Raw genomic sequence first — 14,894 nt, 5'->3', positions numbered from 1 at the left:
CAGTACGGGCCCTGCCTCCATTACCGCACTGTTCGGGGACCGATGCGCTCATCCCCAAGGACGACTACCGACAGCTCCGCTCCGGCACAGGTAGTAGGTGTCCCCCCTGAGCGAAGCGCCTGCAACGTCCCCTCTGTCCCCCCATGGAGACGACTGGCGTTGCGGGATCGTTCCCCGCCGGACTAGGGCCCACACCCCGTGACCCCGTACCCTTGGGTTTTGTGTTCCGTAGCCGTGCCAAGGATGAGAAGGCCCCCGCCGACAAGGCGGTCGTGACCGACTCCAAGCAGACCCGTGACCCGCAGGCCCCGAAGGGCAGGCCCACGCCCAAGCGCAGTGAGGCCCAGTCCCAGCGGCGCAGCGTGGCCCACACGCCCACGACGCGCAAGGACGCCGCCAAGCGCCAGCGCGACGACCGGCGCGCCGCCATGGAGCGGCAGCGCCAGGCGCTGGCCACCGGCGACGAGCGGTACCTGCCGGCCCGTGACAAGGGCCCGGTCCGCAGGTTCGCCCGTGACTGGGTCGACTCGCGTTTCAACGTGGCGGAGTTCTTCCTGCCGCTGGCCGTGGTCATCCTGGTCATGAGCGTCGTCAACAACACGGCGATCAAGAACATCGCGCTGCTGCTGTGGCTGGTCGTGATCGTGCTGATCGTGCTCGACGCGGTGATCAGCGGGCTGCGGCTGCGCAAGCGCCTGGCCGAGCGCTTCCCCGACCAGAACAAGAAGGGCGCCGTCGCCTACGCCCTGATGCGCTCCCTCCAGATGCGCCGGCTCCGGCTGCCCAAGCCGCAGGTCAAGCGCGGAGAGCGGCCCTGAGCACAGAGCCGTTCTCCGGGGGTGCGGCGCAGGCGTGGCTGGACAAGCTGGGCGGGCTTCGTGATGTGGTACGGCAGCGGTTGGTGGCCCGTCAGCTCGACGAGCAGATAACCGGGCGTTTCCCGGTCGGGCAGCGGCTGCGGGTGCTCGACGTGGGGATGGGCCAGGGCACGCAGGCCCTGCGGCTGGCCCGGGCCGGGCACCAGGTGACCGGTGTCGAGCGGGAACCGACGATGATCGCGGCCGCGCGTGAGGCCCTGGCCGCCGAGCCGGACGGCATCCGCGAGCGGGTGCGGATCGTCCAGGGGGACGGGCAGGACACGGGCGTCCACTTCCTTCCGGGCAGCTTCGACGTGGTGCTCTGCCACGGGGTGCTGATGTACGTCCGGGAGCCGGACGCGCTGCTCGCCGGGCTGGGCCGGATGCTGGCCCCGGGCGGGCTGCTGTCGCTGCTGGTGCGCAACGCCGACGCGCTGGCGATGCGGCCGGGGCTGAGCGGTGACTGGGCGGGCGCCCTGGAGTCCTTCGACACCGTCTCCTACCGCAACCGGCTGGGCCTGGACGTCCGGGCCGACCGGCTGAGCACCCTGACCGGCGCCCTCGCCGGCATCGGCGCGCCGCTGCAGTCCTGGTACGGCGTAAGGGTGTTCACGGACACCGCCGCGGACGGCGCCGGGGCGCCGGCCGACCTGGAGACGCTGCTCGCAGCGGAGGAGCGGGCCGGGCGGACGGATCCGTACCGGTCGGTCGCGGCGCTGCTGCACCTGTGCGGGGTCCGCGGCTGACGCCGCCTCACCCGGTGCCGCTCGTTCGGGCCAGCAGCGCGAGCCGGAGCGTCACCGCGGCGGCGAGACTCGGGGCATGGACGCTTCCCCCGCCCGCCGGACCCTGCGTTCGGCCGCCGTGCTCGGTTCCTGCTGCCTCGTGCTGGCCTCAGGATGTTCCGCCTTCGACGGCGACGCGGCCGAGGACGCCTCGGCCGCCCGCGCCACGAAGGCGGCGGTCGTTCCCCTGGCGGCGACGGAGCTGCAGGACCGGTACCAGAAGGTGATCAAGGACGTCCTGCCGTCGGTCGTACAGATCCAGGCCAGCAGCGACCTGGGGTCGGGCGTGGTCTACGACGGCAACGGACACATCGTCACCAACGCGCACGTCGTGGGGAACGAGAAGAGGTTCAAGGTGACGACGGCCCACACCGAGGAACCGCTGACCGCGACGCTGGTGTACTCCTACCCCGAGCAGGACCTGGCGGTGATCAGGCTCGACAGGATCCCGGACGGGCTGAAGGCGGCCACCTTCGGCGACACCGAGAAGGTGTCGGTCGGGCAGATCACGCTGGCCATGGGCTCGCCGCTCGGGCTGTCGTCCAGCGTGACCGAGGGCATCGTGTCGGCGACCGGACGGACCGTCAGCGAGAACCCGGCGGGCGGCGGTACGGGCGCCACCATCCCCAACATGGTGCAGACCTCGGCGGCCATCAACCCCGGCAACAGCGGGGGCGCCCTGGTCGACCTGAGCGGCCAGGTCATCGGCATCCCGACGCTCGCCGCGAGCGACCCCGACCTCGGCGGCAGTGCGGCGCCGGGGATCGGGTTCGCCATCCCGGGGTCGATGGTGAAGACGGTCGCCGACCAGATCATCAAGCAGGGCAAGGTCACCGACTCGGGCCGGGCCGCGCTGGGCATCGCCGGGCGCACGGTGGTCGACGCGAACTACCAGCCGGCCGGGGTGGCCGTGGTGACCGTGAAGCGCGGCGACGCGGCCGACAAGGCGGGCATCCGGCCCGGGGACATCATCACCAGGCTGGGTGGCGACAGAATCACCACCATCACCTCACTGGCCGAGTCCCTCGCCGCGGACCGGCCGGGGCAGAAGACGACGGTGACCTACAGCCGGGACGGCATCGGCAGGACGGTGGACGTGACGCTGAGCGAGCAGTGAACCGGTGACCGGCGGGGCGGCCGGTGAGGGCCGCCCCGGACCGGCACGTCTCAGGACTCGTCCGCGTGCAGACTCATCGGCCCGTAGATCTCGGTGGCGTCCTCGTAGAGCCGCACCTGGTCGGCGCCGCCGGCCAGCAGTGCCTTCCACTGCTCGCCGATCCACGACTCGGCGTCGCCCTGGGTGGTGAACTCCTCGGGCTCCACCGCGGGCTGGACCTCCGTCCCGTCGGCCTTCTCGAACCGCCATGTCCATGCCGCCATGTAGGCCTCCTTTGATCCAACTGGTGCATCGTATAAGGGCGCCGACGAAAACTCCGCTGGTTGTGGGCTCGTGTGCGGGCCGGTGGGGGTTGAGCGCGCAGCAGGGGGCGTCGGCTGGAGCGAGAACCGTCAGGACGGGTGAGAATCGGTCCGTGGAAGTGACTTTGCTCGGTACCGGTGCTCCTGCGGGGCTGCCTCAGCCCGGCTGTTCCTGTGCGGCCTGTGCGACTGCCGTCGGGGAGGATGCGCGGGCCGCCACCGCGGTGCTCGTCGACGGGACGCTGCTGCTCGATCTGACGCCGGGGGCGGCGTTCGCGGCGGCCCGGTCCGGGCTGTCCCTCGGCGGAGTCCGGCAGGTGCTGCTGTCGCACCCGCACGACGGGCCCGCCGTCGAGGTGCCGCCCGGGCTGCCGCAGCCGGGGCGGGTGCCGGACGGGCGCGAGCTGGCGCTGCTGACGGGGCATCGGGTGCGGGCGGTGGCGATGGACGCGGGCGGCACCGGGTACGCGGTGACCGGGCCCGACGGGCAGCGGCTGCTGTACCTGCCGCCGGGCGGGGCGCAGGCCGGGCTGGAGAACGGGAACGGGGACGCGGACCCGTACCACCTGGTGCTCCTCGACGTCGTGGGGCGCCCGGACGCGCTGGCACGCCTCCGGGCGGTCGGCGCGGTCGGGCCGACCACGGACGTCGTCGCCGTCCATCTCGGCCACGACGTGCCGCCCGGCCCCGAGTTGCGCCGCCGGCTGGCCGCGGCCGGGGCGCGGGCGGTACCGGACGGGACGACGCTGACGGTCGGGGTGTACGAGGACGTGCCCGACGTACCGCGCCGGACGCTGGTGCTGGGCGGTGCCCGGTCGGGGAAGTCCGTGGAGGCCGAGCGGCGGCTGGAGTCCTTCCCCGACGTGCTGTACGTCGCCACCGGCGGTACGCGCGGCGGGGACACCGAGTGGGCGGCACGGGTGGCCGCGCACCGTGACCGGCGGCCGGGTTCCTGGCGTACGACGGAGACGTGCGACCTCGTGCCGTTGCTGGCGCAGGACGGGCCGGCGCTGCTCGTCGACTGCCTGTCGCTGTGGCTGACGGACGCGATGGACGCCGTCGGGGCGTGGGACGACACGGAGTGGGCGTCGGGCGGGGAGAAGGCCCTGCGGGAGCGGGTGCGGGAACTGACGGAGGCGGTGCGGGGGACGCGGCGGACGGTGGTGGCCGTGTCGAACGAGGTGGGGTCGGGGATCGTACCGGCGACCGCGTCCGGGCGCCGGTACCGGGATGAACTGGGGCGCCTGAACGCGGCGTTCGCGAGCGAGTGCGAGCAGGTGGTGCTGGTGGTGGCGGGGCAGGCGGTGGTGCTGAGGTAGTGCGGCGCCCCGTAGGGGGCGCGCGACCGGCCGTCAGCTTCCCTTCCTCGCGACGATCCGGTACGCGTTCGAGAACGGCGTCCGCCGCAGCAGCGGAGCCAGGGCGTGGTCGGCGAGCCTCGCGACGGCGACCAGCGGCGCCGCCCCGCGCAGCCACCGTTTCGGCAGGACCCGGCCCAGGAACAGGCCGAGCGCGGCCGAGATGTCGTACGGCGTGTGCGGCGACTTCCGGTCGGTTCGGAGGATCTGGCAGCCCTGCGACTCCAGCTCCGCCCGGAGGTTGGCCATCGGCATGAGGTGCAGGTGGCGGGGCTGGCCGTACGGGATCCACCACTTGCCGAGGAGCCGGGCGAACGCGCTGCGCGGGTTCGGGACGTCGATGAGGACGTGGCCGCCGGGGCGCAGCGCGGTGAGGGCGGCACGGAGTTCGGCTCGCGGGTCGGGCGTGTGCTGCAGGTGGTGGAGCATGCTGACGACGTCGTAGCGGCCGCGCAGCTGGGCCAGCACCTCCGGCATGGCCAGGTAGCCGCAGTGGGCCTCCTCGATGTGGCCCTCGACCTGGGCGCGCCCCACGCGCAGGGTCGGGTCGAGGCCGTCGAACGACGTGTAGGCGAAGAGTTCCTGCGCCGTGCGCGGGAAGTGGGCGTGGCCCGTGCCGACGTCCAGCCAGCTCTCCGGCTCCGGCAGCGCCTGCATCACGCGGGCGGCGGCGCGGTGCCGGCGGCGGCCCGCGCGGGTGGTGTGGAGGCGGTCGGTGTAGTCCTCCAGGCGGCCGTCGTAGAAGTCCCGGTGGTAGAGGGCGAGACCGGCCGGGGAGAGCCGGGGGTTCTGGAAGGTGTGGGCGCAGTCCCGGCACACGTCGACGGTGAAGGTGCCCGGCCGGTGGTGGAGGAGGTCGGGCGTGCGCAGGCGGGTGCGCAGCCGCCTGGAGCCGCACCAGGGGCAGTCCTCGCGGCGCGGCTCGTGGAACCGGTCGGGGCCCGCGGCGAGTTCGGGCGTGCGCGGCGGCATGGGCGGCTCCCTGTGCTCCCAGTACTCCCTGAACGCAATCCACTGCAAACCGGAACGTATGGGATACCGATCTTGCCTGCCAAGGCGCCGTGCGGGTGTGCTGGCGATCTGGCACCTGACTGTTGGTTCGGTGCCGGTACTGTTCGGCGAATGAGCTCGCTTAATCTCGACGACTTCACCGATCTGATCGAGCGCCCCGACGGCGGTGTGCGCCGTGACGCCGAGGCGCGCCGGGAGCGGCTGGCCGTGCCGCCCGGGTCGCTGGGCCGCCTCGACGACCTGGGTGAGTGGCTGGCCGCCGCGCAGGGTTCGGTGCCGGTACGGCCGGTGGAACGGCCGCGGGTGCTGCTCTTCGCCGGCGACCACGGCGTCGCCGAACTCGGCGTCTCCGCCCGGCCCGCGGGCAGCGCGGAGCTGCTGGTGCGGGCGGTCCTCGAGGGCGGCAGCCCCGTGGCGGTCCTCGCCCGGCGGCTCGGGGTGCCGGTGCGGATCGTGGACATGGCGCTGGACTGCGCCCCGGACACGCTGCCCGAGGAGGTCGTACGGCACCGGGTGCGGCGGGGCAGCGGCCGTATCGACATCGAGGACGCGCTGACCCTGGAGGAGGCGGAGGCGGCCTTCCGGGCGGGCGTCGCGCTGGCCGACGAGGAGGCCGACTCCGGGACCGATCTGGTGGTTCTCGGCGACGTCAGCGTCGGCGGCACGACGGCGGCCTCCACCCTGGTCGCGGCGCTGTGCGGGACGGATGCGTCGGTGGTGACCGGGCGGGGCGGGCTCGCCATCGACGACCTCGCGTGGATGCGGAAGTGCGCGGCGATCCGGGACGCGCTGCGGCGGGCGCGGCCGGTGCTCGGGGACCAGTTGCAGTTGCTGGCGACGGTCGGCGGGGCCGACCTCGCGGCGATGACCGGGTTCCTGCTGCAGTCGGCGGTGCGGAAGCTGCCGGTGGTATTGGACGGCGTGGTCGTGGCCGCGTGTGCGCTGGTCGCGCAGCGGATCGCGTTCCGGGCACCGGACTGGTGGCTGGCCGGCCACGACAGCGGGGAGCCGGGGCAGGCGAAGGCCCTGGACCGGATGGCCCTGGAGCCCCTCCTCGAGCAGGGCGTGAAGGTCGGCGAGGGCGCGGGCGCCCTACTGGCCCTGCCCCTGGTCCAGGCCGCGGCGGCCTTGGCGGCGGAGTTGCCGGAAAAGCCGGAGGCCGAGGAGAAGCCGGAAGACTAGCGGAGCCATTCGCCACGGCCGGGACGGCACCGCCGGTCTGCGCCGACCCGGCCGACCGCCGTCGCGGCGGAAAGAGGAGACCGGCGGAGGTGCAATGCCGACGCCAAAGAGGAACCGGCAAGAGGACGGCAACCGCAGCGCCCCGCCAGGGGCGCGAGGAACTGCGCGAGCAACCGTCACGACACGACACCCGACACGCGACCGCCACCGCCACCGCCACGGCCACCGCCACCGCCACCGGGCCTAGCGCCCCGCCAGGGGCGCGGGGAACTGCGCGAGCGACCGTCGCGCCGCGGCACCCGACACGCGACCGCCGCCGGCAACGGCGAGGCCCGCAGTCCGCGTAGGCGTCCTAGGGGTCAGGTGCGCGGTTGGCCGTTCCGGTGCGCGGTCGGTGTCGGCGGTGGGGTCTGCGGCCTGCGTGGGCGTCCGGCGGAAAAAGGGGGCGTGCGGCGGGGTTTGGGGTGAGGGCGCCCATATGATCGCTCTCCATGGGAGATGTCCGAATTGCCGTGGAGCGGTGTGAGGGACGTGGGCCGGGGCGGTGGGGTGGCGGGGTTTCCCGGCGGGCCGCCGCCTTCGCCGTCTGGTATTTGCGGGCCGTCGCCTTCGTCAATTTCCTCAGCGCGGTGTGGCTGTCGCTGGGTCAGGACGTGCGGCGGCACAACCAGGAGAACTTCTTCACCCCGTACCTCCTGACGGCCGGCTTCGCCTCCGGTGTGTTCACCGCGTTCCTCGCGATCACGATGCGGCGGCGGAAGCGGGCCGCGTGGATCCTGAACCTGGTGCTGAGCGGGCTCTTCCTCGCGCTGTTCGCGTTCGCCATGGCGTTCCCGGAGATCCGGCGGTACGCGCAGAACTGGATCTCGATCGTGCTGACCGCCGCCTTCGTCGTCGCCCTGCTCGTGGGGCGGCGGGAGTTCTACGCGAAGGGCGACCGGTCCAACCCGCGCCTCGCCGCCACCGTCGCGGTCGGCGGCGGTCTCGTCGCCTCACTGCTCGCCGCCCTCCTCGTGACCGTCACCGACCAGGCGCCGCACGCCGCGCGTTCGACGTTCCTGGAGCGCTGGCACTACGGCACCCTGCGCCTGGTGTCGGTCGCCGCCGACCCCTCCCGGTTCCCGTACATCGCGCCGCCGAACTGGGTGAACGTCGTCGTCAACGTGCTCAGCACCCTCCTCTTGCTAGCCGTCCTCTACGCCGCCTTCCGCTCCCGCCGCGCCGTCGACCCGATCACCGAGGACGACGAGAAGCAGCTGCGGGCCCTGCTGGAGCGGCACGGCGAGCGGGACTCGCTCGGTTACTTCGCGTTGCGGCGGGAGAAGAGTGTCGTGTGGTCGCCGACCGGCAAGGCGGCGGTCGCGTACCGGGTGGTGGGCGGGGTCTCGCTCGCCTCGGGGGATCCGATCGGGGATCCGGAGGCGTGGCCTGGGGCCATCGTGCCGTGGCTCGGCGAGGCGCGGGCGCACGGGTGGATCCCGGCGGTGATGGGGGCGAGTGAAGAAGCGGGGACCGTGTACGCGCGGCACGGTCTGGACGCGCTGGAACTCGGCGACGAGGCGATCGTCGAGGTCGCCGAGTTCACGCTGGAGGGCCGGGCGATGCGGACCGTCCGGCAGGCGTACAACCGGGTCGGGCGGGCCGGGTACCAGGTGCGGATCCGCCGGCACGAGGACATCCCGGCGGACGAGATGTCGTACCTGGTCCGGCATGCGGACGACTGGCGGGACGGGGCCACCGAGCGCGGTTTCAGCATGGCACTGGGGCGGCTCGGGGACGCCCGGGACGGGCGGTGCGTGATGCTGGAGTGCACGGACGGGGCCGGTGAGCTGCGGGCCCTGCTCTCCTTCGTGCCGTGGGGACCGGGCGGGCTGTCCCTCGATCTCATGCGGCGGGACCGGGACTCCGACAACGGGCTGATGGAGTTCATGGTCATCGAACTGCTCCGGCGGGCCGGGGAGATCGGGATCACGCAGGTCTCGCTCAACTTCGCGATGTTCCGCTCGGTCTTCGAACGTGGCGCGCGGCTCGGCGCCGGGCCGGTGCTGCGGCTGTGGCGGTCCCTGCTGAGCTTCTTCTCCCGGTGGTGGCAGATCGAGTCCCTGTACCGGGCGAACGCCAAGTACCGGCCCATCTGGGAGCCCCGGTTCCTGCTCTTCGAGAAGAGCGCGGACCTTCCGCGCATCGGCCTGGCCTCGGCGCGCGCCGAAGGGTTCCTGGAGGCTCCGGGGCTGCCGAAGTGGGTGCATCGCAGGCACCTGGACACGCAGCGAGGAACGCAGGGATGAGGGCCACCTGATGACGCCGCTCGCCCGCTGGGCCCGCGTCGAGTGGGGGCTGCTGTACGCCACCGTGCGCGGCCCGCTGGCGAAGCGCCGGCTGCGGGCGGTGCCGATGACGGTGGGGGCGGTGTGCCTGACCGCGCTGCTCCAGTTCGCGCAGAACCAGTCGTGGGGCTACGGCTTCGTGCAGGGCGTCGGTGCGGTGCGCGCCGCCGGCCCCCTCTGGGCCTCCCTGCTGCGCACTCCCCTGTCGCTGTTCGTGCCGGCCCTGGACCTGCCGGTGTGGGGCGCGCTGACCCAGGTCCTGGTGGTCTTCGGCATCGCCGAGGTGTGCCTGGGCTGGTGGCGGACCCTGGCCGTCGCGTACGTGGCGACCCTCGCCGGCACCCTGTACGCGCGGACGGGCATCGCGATGGGGCCGCACGGTCCGCTGGGGCTGCCGGCCTCGGACGCCCGGGTGGTGGACACCGGCCCCTCGGCCGCCGTCGTCGGGCTCGCGGTCTACCTGGGCTGGCGGTACGGCGCCTACGTCACCGCCGGCGCGGTGGCGGCCGCGATGGCGGTCGAGGTGGCGCTGAAGGACAACTTGGCCGGGAAGGAGCACCTGGCGGCGATCGCGGGGACGGCGGCGCTGTGCGCGGCGGTGCCGGCGGGACGGCGGCTGTGGCACCGGTGGCGGTGGCGGTGGCGTCACCGGCGGCCGGGGTCCGGTCCGGGTCCGGGCCCGTGGCCGGGGAGTCGCAGCGGTTCGGGGCGGTCGGGTTTGCCGCCGATCCAGTCCTGAAGGGTCAGGCTGAGCCGGGACCAGCGCCGGTCGTGGTGGTAGGTGCGCAGCCGGGCCTTGGCGCGGGCGCGCGGCCGGTTGCCGTAGAAGCGGCGGGCCCAGGCCGAGCCGGGGCGGGCGAGCCGGGCGGCGCCGACGATCGCGACCAGCGGGACGATCACCCCGAAGATCGCGGTGCGCGTCTTGCCCTTGCTCAGGGCGACGAGGGAGAAGGCGAAGTTGGCCACGACGTTCGCGATGACCGTCCCCCGGTCCTGGAGTTCGCCCGGCGAGAGGTCGTTGACGCCGAACGGCGAGAAACCGGCGAGCAGCAGCCCCACCAGCGCGGCCGTGATGACGACGGCCTCGACGCTCTTGCGGCCCTCCTCGGTCCAGTAGACGTCGCCGAGGTGCAGGATGAGCGCGAACTCGTCGAGGACGAGCCCCGCGCCGATCCCGAAGACGATCGCGGCCAGGGCCGCGCCGAGGCCGTTGCGGGAACTGGCGACCGCGCCGAAGCCGCCGATGACGACGAGGACGACGCCGGGGACCACGTGGTGGATGTGCAGACCGCCCGCCCGTACGTTGCCGAACGGGCCCTTGCCGGCGCGGATCAGCCTGGTGATGACCCGGGTGACCACGAAGGTCAGGACGAAAGCGGTCAGGGCGAGCAGCAGCGGGAGTTTGCCCGGCTCGACGATGTTCCGCTCCAGCCAATGTCCCATGTGCGCACTTTATCCCTGGCGGGGACCCGCGCCTGGAGTCGAGCCCGGAGTGCGGCCGGGCGGCGGCTTCCTGACCACCAGGTAACCTGCGCCGGTGGCTGTGACCTCTGCGACTCCCTGGCTGGACGGCGTCCGCTTCGCCTTCGGCACCCTCACCGTCTTCCCCGTGAAGGTCACCCGCTGGGACCGGGAGGCGGCTCGCGGAGGCATGCTGTCCGCCCCGCTCGCCGGCCTCGCGGTCGGCGCCTGCGCGGGGGCGGTCGGCGCGCTCGTGCTGGCGGCCGGGGCGAGCGCGCTGCTGGCCGCGGTCGCCGCCGTCGCCGTACCGGCCGTGCTCACCCGGGGGCTGCACCTGGACGGCCTCGCCGACACCGCCGACGGCCTGGGCAGCGGCAAGCCCGCCGAGGACGCCCTGCGGATCATGAAGCAGTCGGACATCGGGCCGTTCGGGGTCGTCACCCTCGTCTTCGTCCTCCTCGGACAGGTGGCGGCGCTGGCCCAGGCGTACGGCGACGGGTGGCAGCGCGGTGCCCTGGCGGCCGTCGTCGCGGCGACGGTGGCCCGGCTGGCGCTGACGCTGGCCGCGGTGGACGGGGTGCCGGCCGCCCGTCCCGAGGGGCTGGGGGCGGCGGTGGCCGGGGTGGTGCCCAAGGTGGGGGCGACCGTGGTGACGTTCGCGGTGATGCTGCTGGCGGCGGGGGCCGGGGCGCTGGTGGGGGCGGGCGACAGCCTGCGGGCGCTGCTCGCGGTGGTGGTGGCCGAGGCCGCGACGGACGGGCTGCTGCGGCACTGCCGGCGCCGGTTCGGCGGGGTGACCGGGGATGTGTTCGGGGCGCTTGCGGAGACGGCGGCGACGGCGGCGCTCGCGGTGTTCGCGCTGGGCGGCGGCTGACGAGGGCGGGCGCGCCTTGTCCGCCTCGATGAACGGCTTCAGGTCGTCGCACCCGCCGTACCGGGCGCACCGCTCGACGCCGGGGACCGCCCGGACACCGAGGCCCGGTGCGGGAAAGTGACTACGACCCCGCCCCCAGGTGAACACCCGCAGGAATGAGCGAACGCATGCACACGCGTAGGCTCGTCCCGGGTGTTCGCCGACGCGGGGTGAAGGCCCCGGTCGCAACGCGGCCCGAGGGCACTCCTCAGGGTCGCTTCCCGGGCCCGGTCGACCCACCCGCTCGGCCACTGCAACTCAACATCGGAAGCGAGATTTCACCACCGTGACTGCTCTCACTCTCAGCACCGCAGCGGCGCCCGGCCTCCGGGCCGACGCGATCGTGATCGGTGTCGCCAAGGGCGCCAAGGGCCCGGTCGTCGCCCCGGGCGCCGAAGCCGTGGACACGGCCTACGACGGCAAGCTGGCGGCCGTCCTGGAGACCCTCGGAGCCTCGGGTGCCGAGGGCGAACTGACGAAGCTGCCCGCCCCGGCCGGCTTCAAGGCCCCGCTGGTCATCGCGGTGGGACTGGGCGCCGAGCCCGGCCCGGACGCGGAGTACGACCCCGAGGCGCTGCGCCGGGCGGCCGGTGTCGCCGCCCGCGCCCTGACCGGGGCCAAGAAGGCGGCCTTCGCGCTGCCCGTCGAGGACGCCGCCGCCGTGGGCGCGATCGGCGAGGGCGTGCTGCTCGGTGCCTACTCCTTCGACACGTACAAGGACAACGGTGCCGGCACCGGCAAGAGCCTGAAGGCGAAGAACGACCGGGCGCCGCTCGCCGACGGCGTGCTGCTCGGCGGCAAGCCGCGGGACGCCGCCCACAAGGCGGCCCTGGCCCGCGCCACGGCCGTCTCCGAGGAGCTCAACCGGGCCCGCGACCTGATCAACACCCCGCCGAACGACCTCACGCCGGCCGCGTTCGCGGCGATCGCCCAGGGCGCGGCCAAGGAGCACGGCCTCAAGATCCAGGTGCTCGACGAGAAGGCGCTCGCCAAGGACGGGTACGGCGGCATCCTCGGCGTCGGCGGTGGCTCGGCGGCCACCCCGCGGCTGGTGAAGCTGTCGTACACGCACGCCGACGCGGACAAGCACCTCGCGTTCGTCGGCAAGGGCATCACCTACGACTCGGGCGGCATCTCGCTCAAGCCGGCCGGCCACAACGAGACGATGAAGTGCGACATGAGCGGCGCGGCGGCGGTGTTCGCGGCCGTCGTGGTGGCGGCGCGGCTCGGCCTGCCGGTCAACGTGACCGGGTGGCTGGCGCTGGCCGAGAACATGCCGTCGGGCACCGCCGTGCGCCCCGGTGACGTGCTGCGCATGTACAGCGGCAAGACCGTCGAGGTGCTCAACACGGACGCGGAGGGCCGGCTGGTGCTCGCCGACGCGCTGTGGGCGGCGTCGGCGGAGCAGCCGGACGCGATCGTGGACGTGGCGACGCTGACCGGCGCGATGATGCTGGCGCTGGGCAGCCGGACGTTCGGGATCATGTCCAACGACGACGCGTTCCGCTCCGCGGTGCACGAGGCCGCGGAGGAGGTGGGCGAGCCGGCCTGGCCGATGCCGCTGCCGGAGCACCTGCGCAAGGGGATGGACTCCCCGACCGCCGACATCGCGAACATGGGCGAGCGGATGGGCGGCGGGCTGGTCGCGGGGCTCTTCCTGCGCGAGTTCGTGGGCGAGGGGATCACCTGGGCGCACCTGGACATCGCGGGACCTGCCTTCAACGAGGGGGGCGCCTTCGGCTACACGCCGAAGGGGGGCACGGGGTCCGCGGTGCGGACGCTGGTGCGGCTGGCCGAGCTGACGGCCGAGGGTGACCTGGGCTGACGTCGGTTTTTGTGGACGGGACCTCGCACGCGGGTAGGGCGGGGTCCCGTCGCCCATTGACTCGGTCCGGTCCGTCGCCCGGCGACTGCGCGTGGTTCGTCGCTGGTCGCGCAGTTCCTCCCCCAGCCTTCGGCCGGGGGTACCCCCAGCGCCCCTTGCGGGGCGCTGCGTGTGGTGTCTCACACCCCAGCCCCGCGTCTCGTTCACCTCCGACAAGTGCGAAGATGGGGCTCGGCAGGACAGGGCCCCACCCACAGGGCCGAAGAAGAGCGGCCGGACACCAGCCGCCGACCGGTCACTGGAGACCGGCGTACGGCGCACATGCATGGAGGACGTGACGTGGCGAACGACGCCAGCACCGTTTTCGACCTAGTGATCCTCGGCGGTGGTAGTGGCGGTTACGCCGCGGCCCTGCGCGGGGCGCAGCTGGGCCTGGACGTCGCCCTGATCGAGAAGGACAAGGTCGGCGGTACCTGCCTGCACCGGGGTTGCATCCCCACCAAGGCCCTGCTGCACGCGGGCGAGATCGCCGACCAGGCCCGCGAGAGCGAGCAGTTCGGCGTCAAGGCCACCTTCGAGGGCATCGACGTGCCGGCCGTGCACAAGTACAAGGACGGCGTCATCGCCGGTCTGTACAAGGGCCTGCAGGGTCTGATCGCCTCGCGCAAGGTGACGTACATCGAGGGCACCGGGCGGCTGTCCTCCCCCACCTCCGTGGACGTCAACGGCCAGCGGATCCAGGGGCGCCACGTGCTCCTCGCCACCGGCTCCGTGCCGAAGTCGCTGCCGGGCCTGGAGATCGACGGCAACCGGATCATCTCCTCCGACCACGCCCTCGTCCTGGACCGCGTGCCGAAGTCCGCGATCATCCTGGGCGGCGGTGTCATCGGCGTCGAGTTCGCCTCCGCCTGGAAGTCCTTCGGCGCCGACGTCACCGTCGTCGAGGGCCTCAAGCACCTCGTCCCGGTCGAGGACGAGAACTCCTCCAAGCTTCTTGAGCGCGCCTTCCGCAAGCGCGGCATCAAGTTCAACCTGGGCACCTTCTTCTCGAAGGCCGAGTACACCGCCGACGGTGTCAAGGTCACCCTCGCCGACGGCAAGGAGTTCGAGGCCGAGGTCCTGCTCGTCGCCGTCGGCCGCGGCCCCGTCTCCGCCGGTCTCGGCTACGAGGAGCAGGGTGTCGCCATGGACCGCGGCTACGTCCTGGTCGACGAGTACATGCGGACGAACGTCCCGACCATCTCCGCCGTCGGTGACCTGGTCCCGACGCTCCAGCTCGCGCACGTCGGCTTCGCCGAGGGCATCCTGGTGGCGGAGCGCCTGGCCGGTCTGAAGACCGTCCCGATCGACTACGACGGTGTCCCCCGGGTCACGTACTGCCACCCGGAGGTCGCCTCCGTGGGTATCACCGAGGCCAAGGCCAAGGAGATCTACGGTGCGGACAAGGTCGTCGCGTTGAAGTACAACCTTGCGGGCAACGGCAAGAGCAAGATCCTCAACACCGCGGGCGAGATCAAGCTCGTCCAGGTGAAGGACGGTGCCGTGGTCGGCGTCCACATGGTCGGCGACCGCATGGGCGAGCAGGTCGGCGAGGCCCAGCTGATCTACAACTGGGAGGCCCTGCCCGCCGAGGTCGCCCAGCTCATCCACGCCCACCCGACGCAGAACGAGGCGCTCGGCGAGGCCCACCTGGCCCTGGCCGGCAAGCCCCTCCACTCGCACGACTGACCCTCGGTCGACCAAGCGACGACTCAGA

13 protein-coding genes are annotated in these 14,894 nt (G+C 73.1%); 10 read left to right on the top strand and 3 right to left on the bottom strand.

Going from position 1 to position 14,894, the window contains the following annotated elements:
* The first annotated feature begins 143 nt into the window (after nt 1–143).
* The 3 genes from ACFY0K_RS08240 (at nt 144) to ACFY0K_RS08230 (ending at nt 2,759) form a co-directional block, all read left to right on the top strand.
* Nucleotides 144–818, top strand: a complete 675-nt coding sequence (locus ACFY0K_RS08240; protein WP_390639151.1) for a DUF3043 domain-containing protein — start codon at nt 144–146, stop codon at nt 816–818.
* 83 nt (nt 819–901) lie between these two features.
* The gene (locus tag ACFY0K_RS08235; protein ID WP_390639150.1) at nt 902–1,603 is read left to right on the top strand and encodes a class I SAM-dependent methyltransferase; all 702 of its coding nucleotides are present in this window, start codon (nt 902–904) and stop codon (nt 1,601–1,603) included.
* A 76-nt stretch (nt 1,604–1,679) separates the two neighbouring features.
* Nucleotides 1,680–2,759: a S1C family serine protease gene (locus ACFY0K_RS08230; RefSeq protein ID WP_390639149.1), complete on the top strand. Its 1,080-nt coding sequence runs from the start codon at nt 1,680–1,682 to the stop codon at nt 2,757–2,759.
* 50 nt (nt 2,760–2,809) lie between these two features.
* Here the strand turns inward: ACFY0K_RS08230 and ACFY0K_RS08225 are convergent, their stop codons facing one another.
* Nucleotides 2,810–3,022, bottom strand: a complete 213-nt coding sequence (locus tag ACFY0K_RS08225) for a hypothetical protein (RefSeq protein WP_234542644.1) — start codon at nt 3,020–3,022, stop codon at nt 2,810–2,812.
* A gap of 152 nt (nt 3,023–3,174) precedes the next feature.
* On the opposite strand from ACFY0K_RS08225, the gene ACFY0K_RS08220 reads away from it, so the two are divergent.
* Entirely contained in the window at nt 3,175–4,380 is a 1,206-nt protein-coding gene (locus tag ACFY0K_RS08220; protein WP_390639148.1) for a bifunctional adenosylcobinamide kinase/adenosylcobinamide-phosphate guanylyltransferase, read from the top strand.
* A 33-nt stretch (nt 4,381–4,413) separates the two neighbouring features.
* Here ACFY0K_RS08220 and ACFY0K_RS08215 read toward each other — a convergent pair whose 3' ends face one another.
* Nucleotides 4,414–5,391 (bottom strand): class I SAM-dependent methyltransferase, encoded by a 978-nt coding sequence (locus tag ACFY0K_RS08215; protein ID WP_390639147.1) that lies wholly within the window; start codon nt 5,389–5,391, stop codon nt 4,414–4,416.
* A 150-nt stretch (nt 5,392–5,541) separates the two neighbouring features.
* On the opposite strand from ACFY0K_RS08215, the gene cobT reads away from it, so the two are divergent.
* The 3 genes from cobT (at nt 5,542) to ACFY0K_RS08200 (ending at nt 9,678) form a co-directional block, all read left to right on the top strand.
* Nucleotides 5,542–6,612, top strand: a complete 1,071-nt coding sequence (cobT, locus tag ACFY0K_RS08210) for a nicotinate-nucleotide--dimethylbenzimidazole phosphoribosyltransferase (RefSeq protein ID WP_390639146.1) — start codon at nt 5,542–5,544, stop codon at nt 6,610–6,612.
* Nucleotides 6,613–7,103: 491 nt separating this feature from the next.
* Entirely contained in the window at nt 7,104–8,900 is a 1,797-nt protein-coding gene (locus tag ACFY0K_RS08205) for a phosphatidylglycerol lysyltransferase domain-containing protein (protein WP_390639145.1), read from the top strand.
* A gap of 10 nt (nt 8,901–8,910) precedes the next feature.
* Nucleotides 8,911–9,678 (top strand): hypothetical protein, encoded by a 768-nt coding sequence (locus ACFY0K_RS08200; RefSeq protein ID WP_390639144.1) that lies wholly within the window; start codon nt 8,911–8,913, stop codon nt 9,676–9,678.
* On the opposite strand, the gene ACFY0K_RS08195 is transcribed toward ACFY0K_RS08200, so the two are convergent.
* A complete protein-coding gene (locus tag ACFY0K_RS08195; RefSeq protein ID WP_390639143.1) occupies nt 9,585–10,382 on the bottom strand; it encodes a hypothetical protein in 798 nt (265 codons plus the stop codon). The genes ACFY0K_RS08200 and ACFY0K_RS08195 overlap by 94 nt on opposite strands.
* Nucleotides 10,383–10,476: 94 nt before the next feature.
* Between ACFY0K_RS08195 and ACFY0K_RS08190 the strand changes: the two genes are divergently transcribed.
* From ACFY0K_RS08190 to lpdA, 3 genes are all read left to right on the top strand, one after another.
* A complete protein-coding gene (locus ACFY0K_RS08190) occupies nt 10,477–11,274 on the top strand; it encodes an adenosylcobinamide-GDP ribazoletransferase (protein WP_390639142.1) in 798 nt (265 codons plus the stop codon).
* Nucleotides 11,275–11,599: 325 nt separating this feature from the next.
* A complete protein-coding gene (locus tag ACFY0K_RS08185) occupies nt 11,600–13,138 on the top strand; it encodes a leucyl aminopeptidase (protein WP_390639141.1) in 1,539 nt (512 codons plus the stop codon).
* Between the two features lie 339 nt (nt 13,139–13,477).
* Complete coding sequence (gene lpdA, locus ACFY0K_RS08180; RefSeq protein WP_351954553.1) at nt 13,478–14,866, top strand: dihydrolipoyl dehydrogenase; 1,389 nt, start codon at nt 13,478–13,480, stop codon at nt 14,864–14,866.
* The last annotated feature ends 28 nt before the right edge of the window (nt 14,867–14,894 follow it).

The organism is Streptomyces sp. NPDC001507, assembly GCF_042894765.1.
Taxonomy (GTDB): Bacteria; Actinomycetota; Actinomycetes; order Streptomycetales; family Streptomycetaceae; genus Streptomyces.
This window is presented reverse-complemented; position numbering and strand designations above follow the sequence as displayed.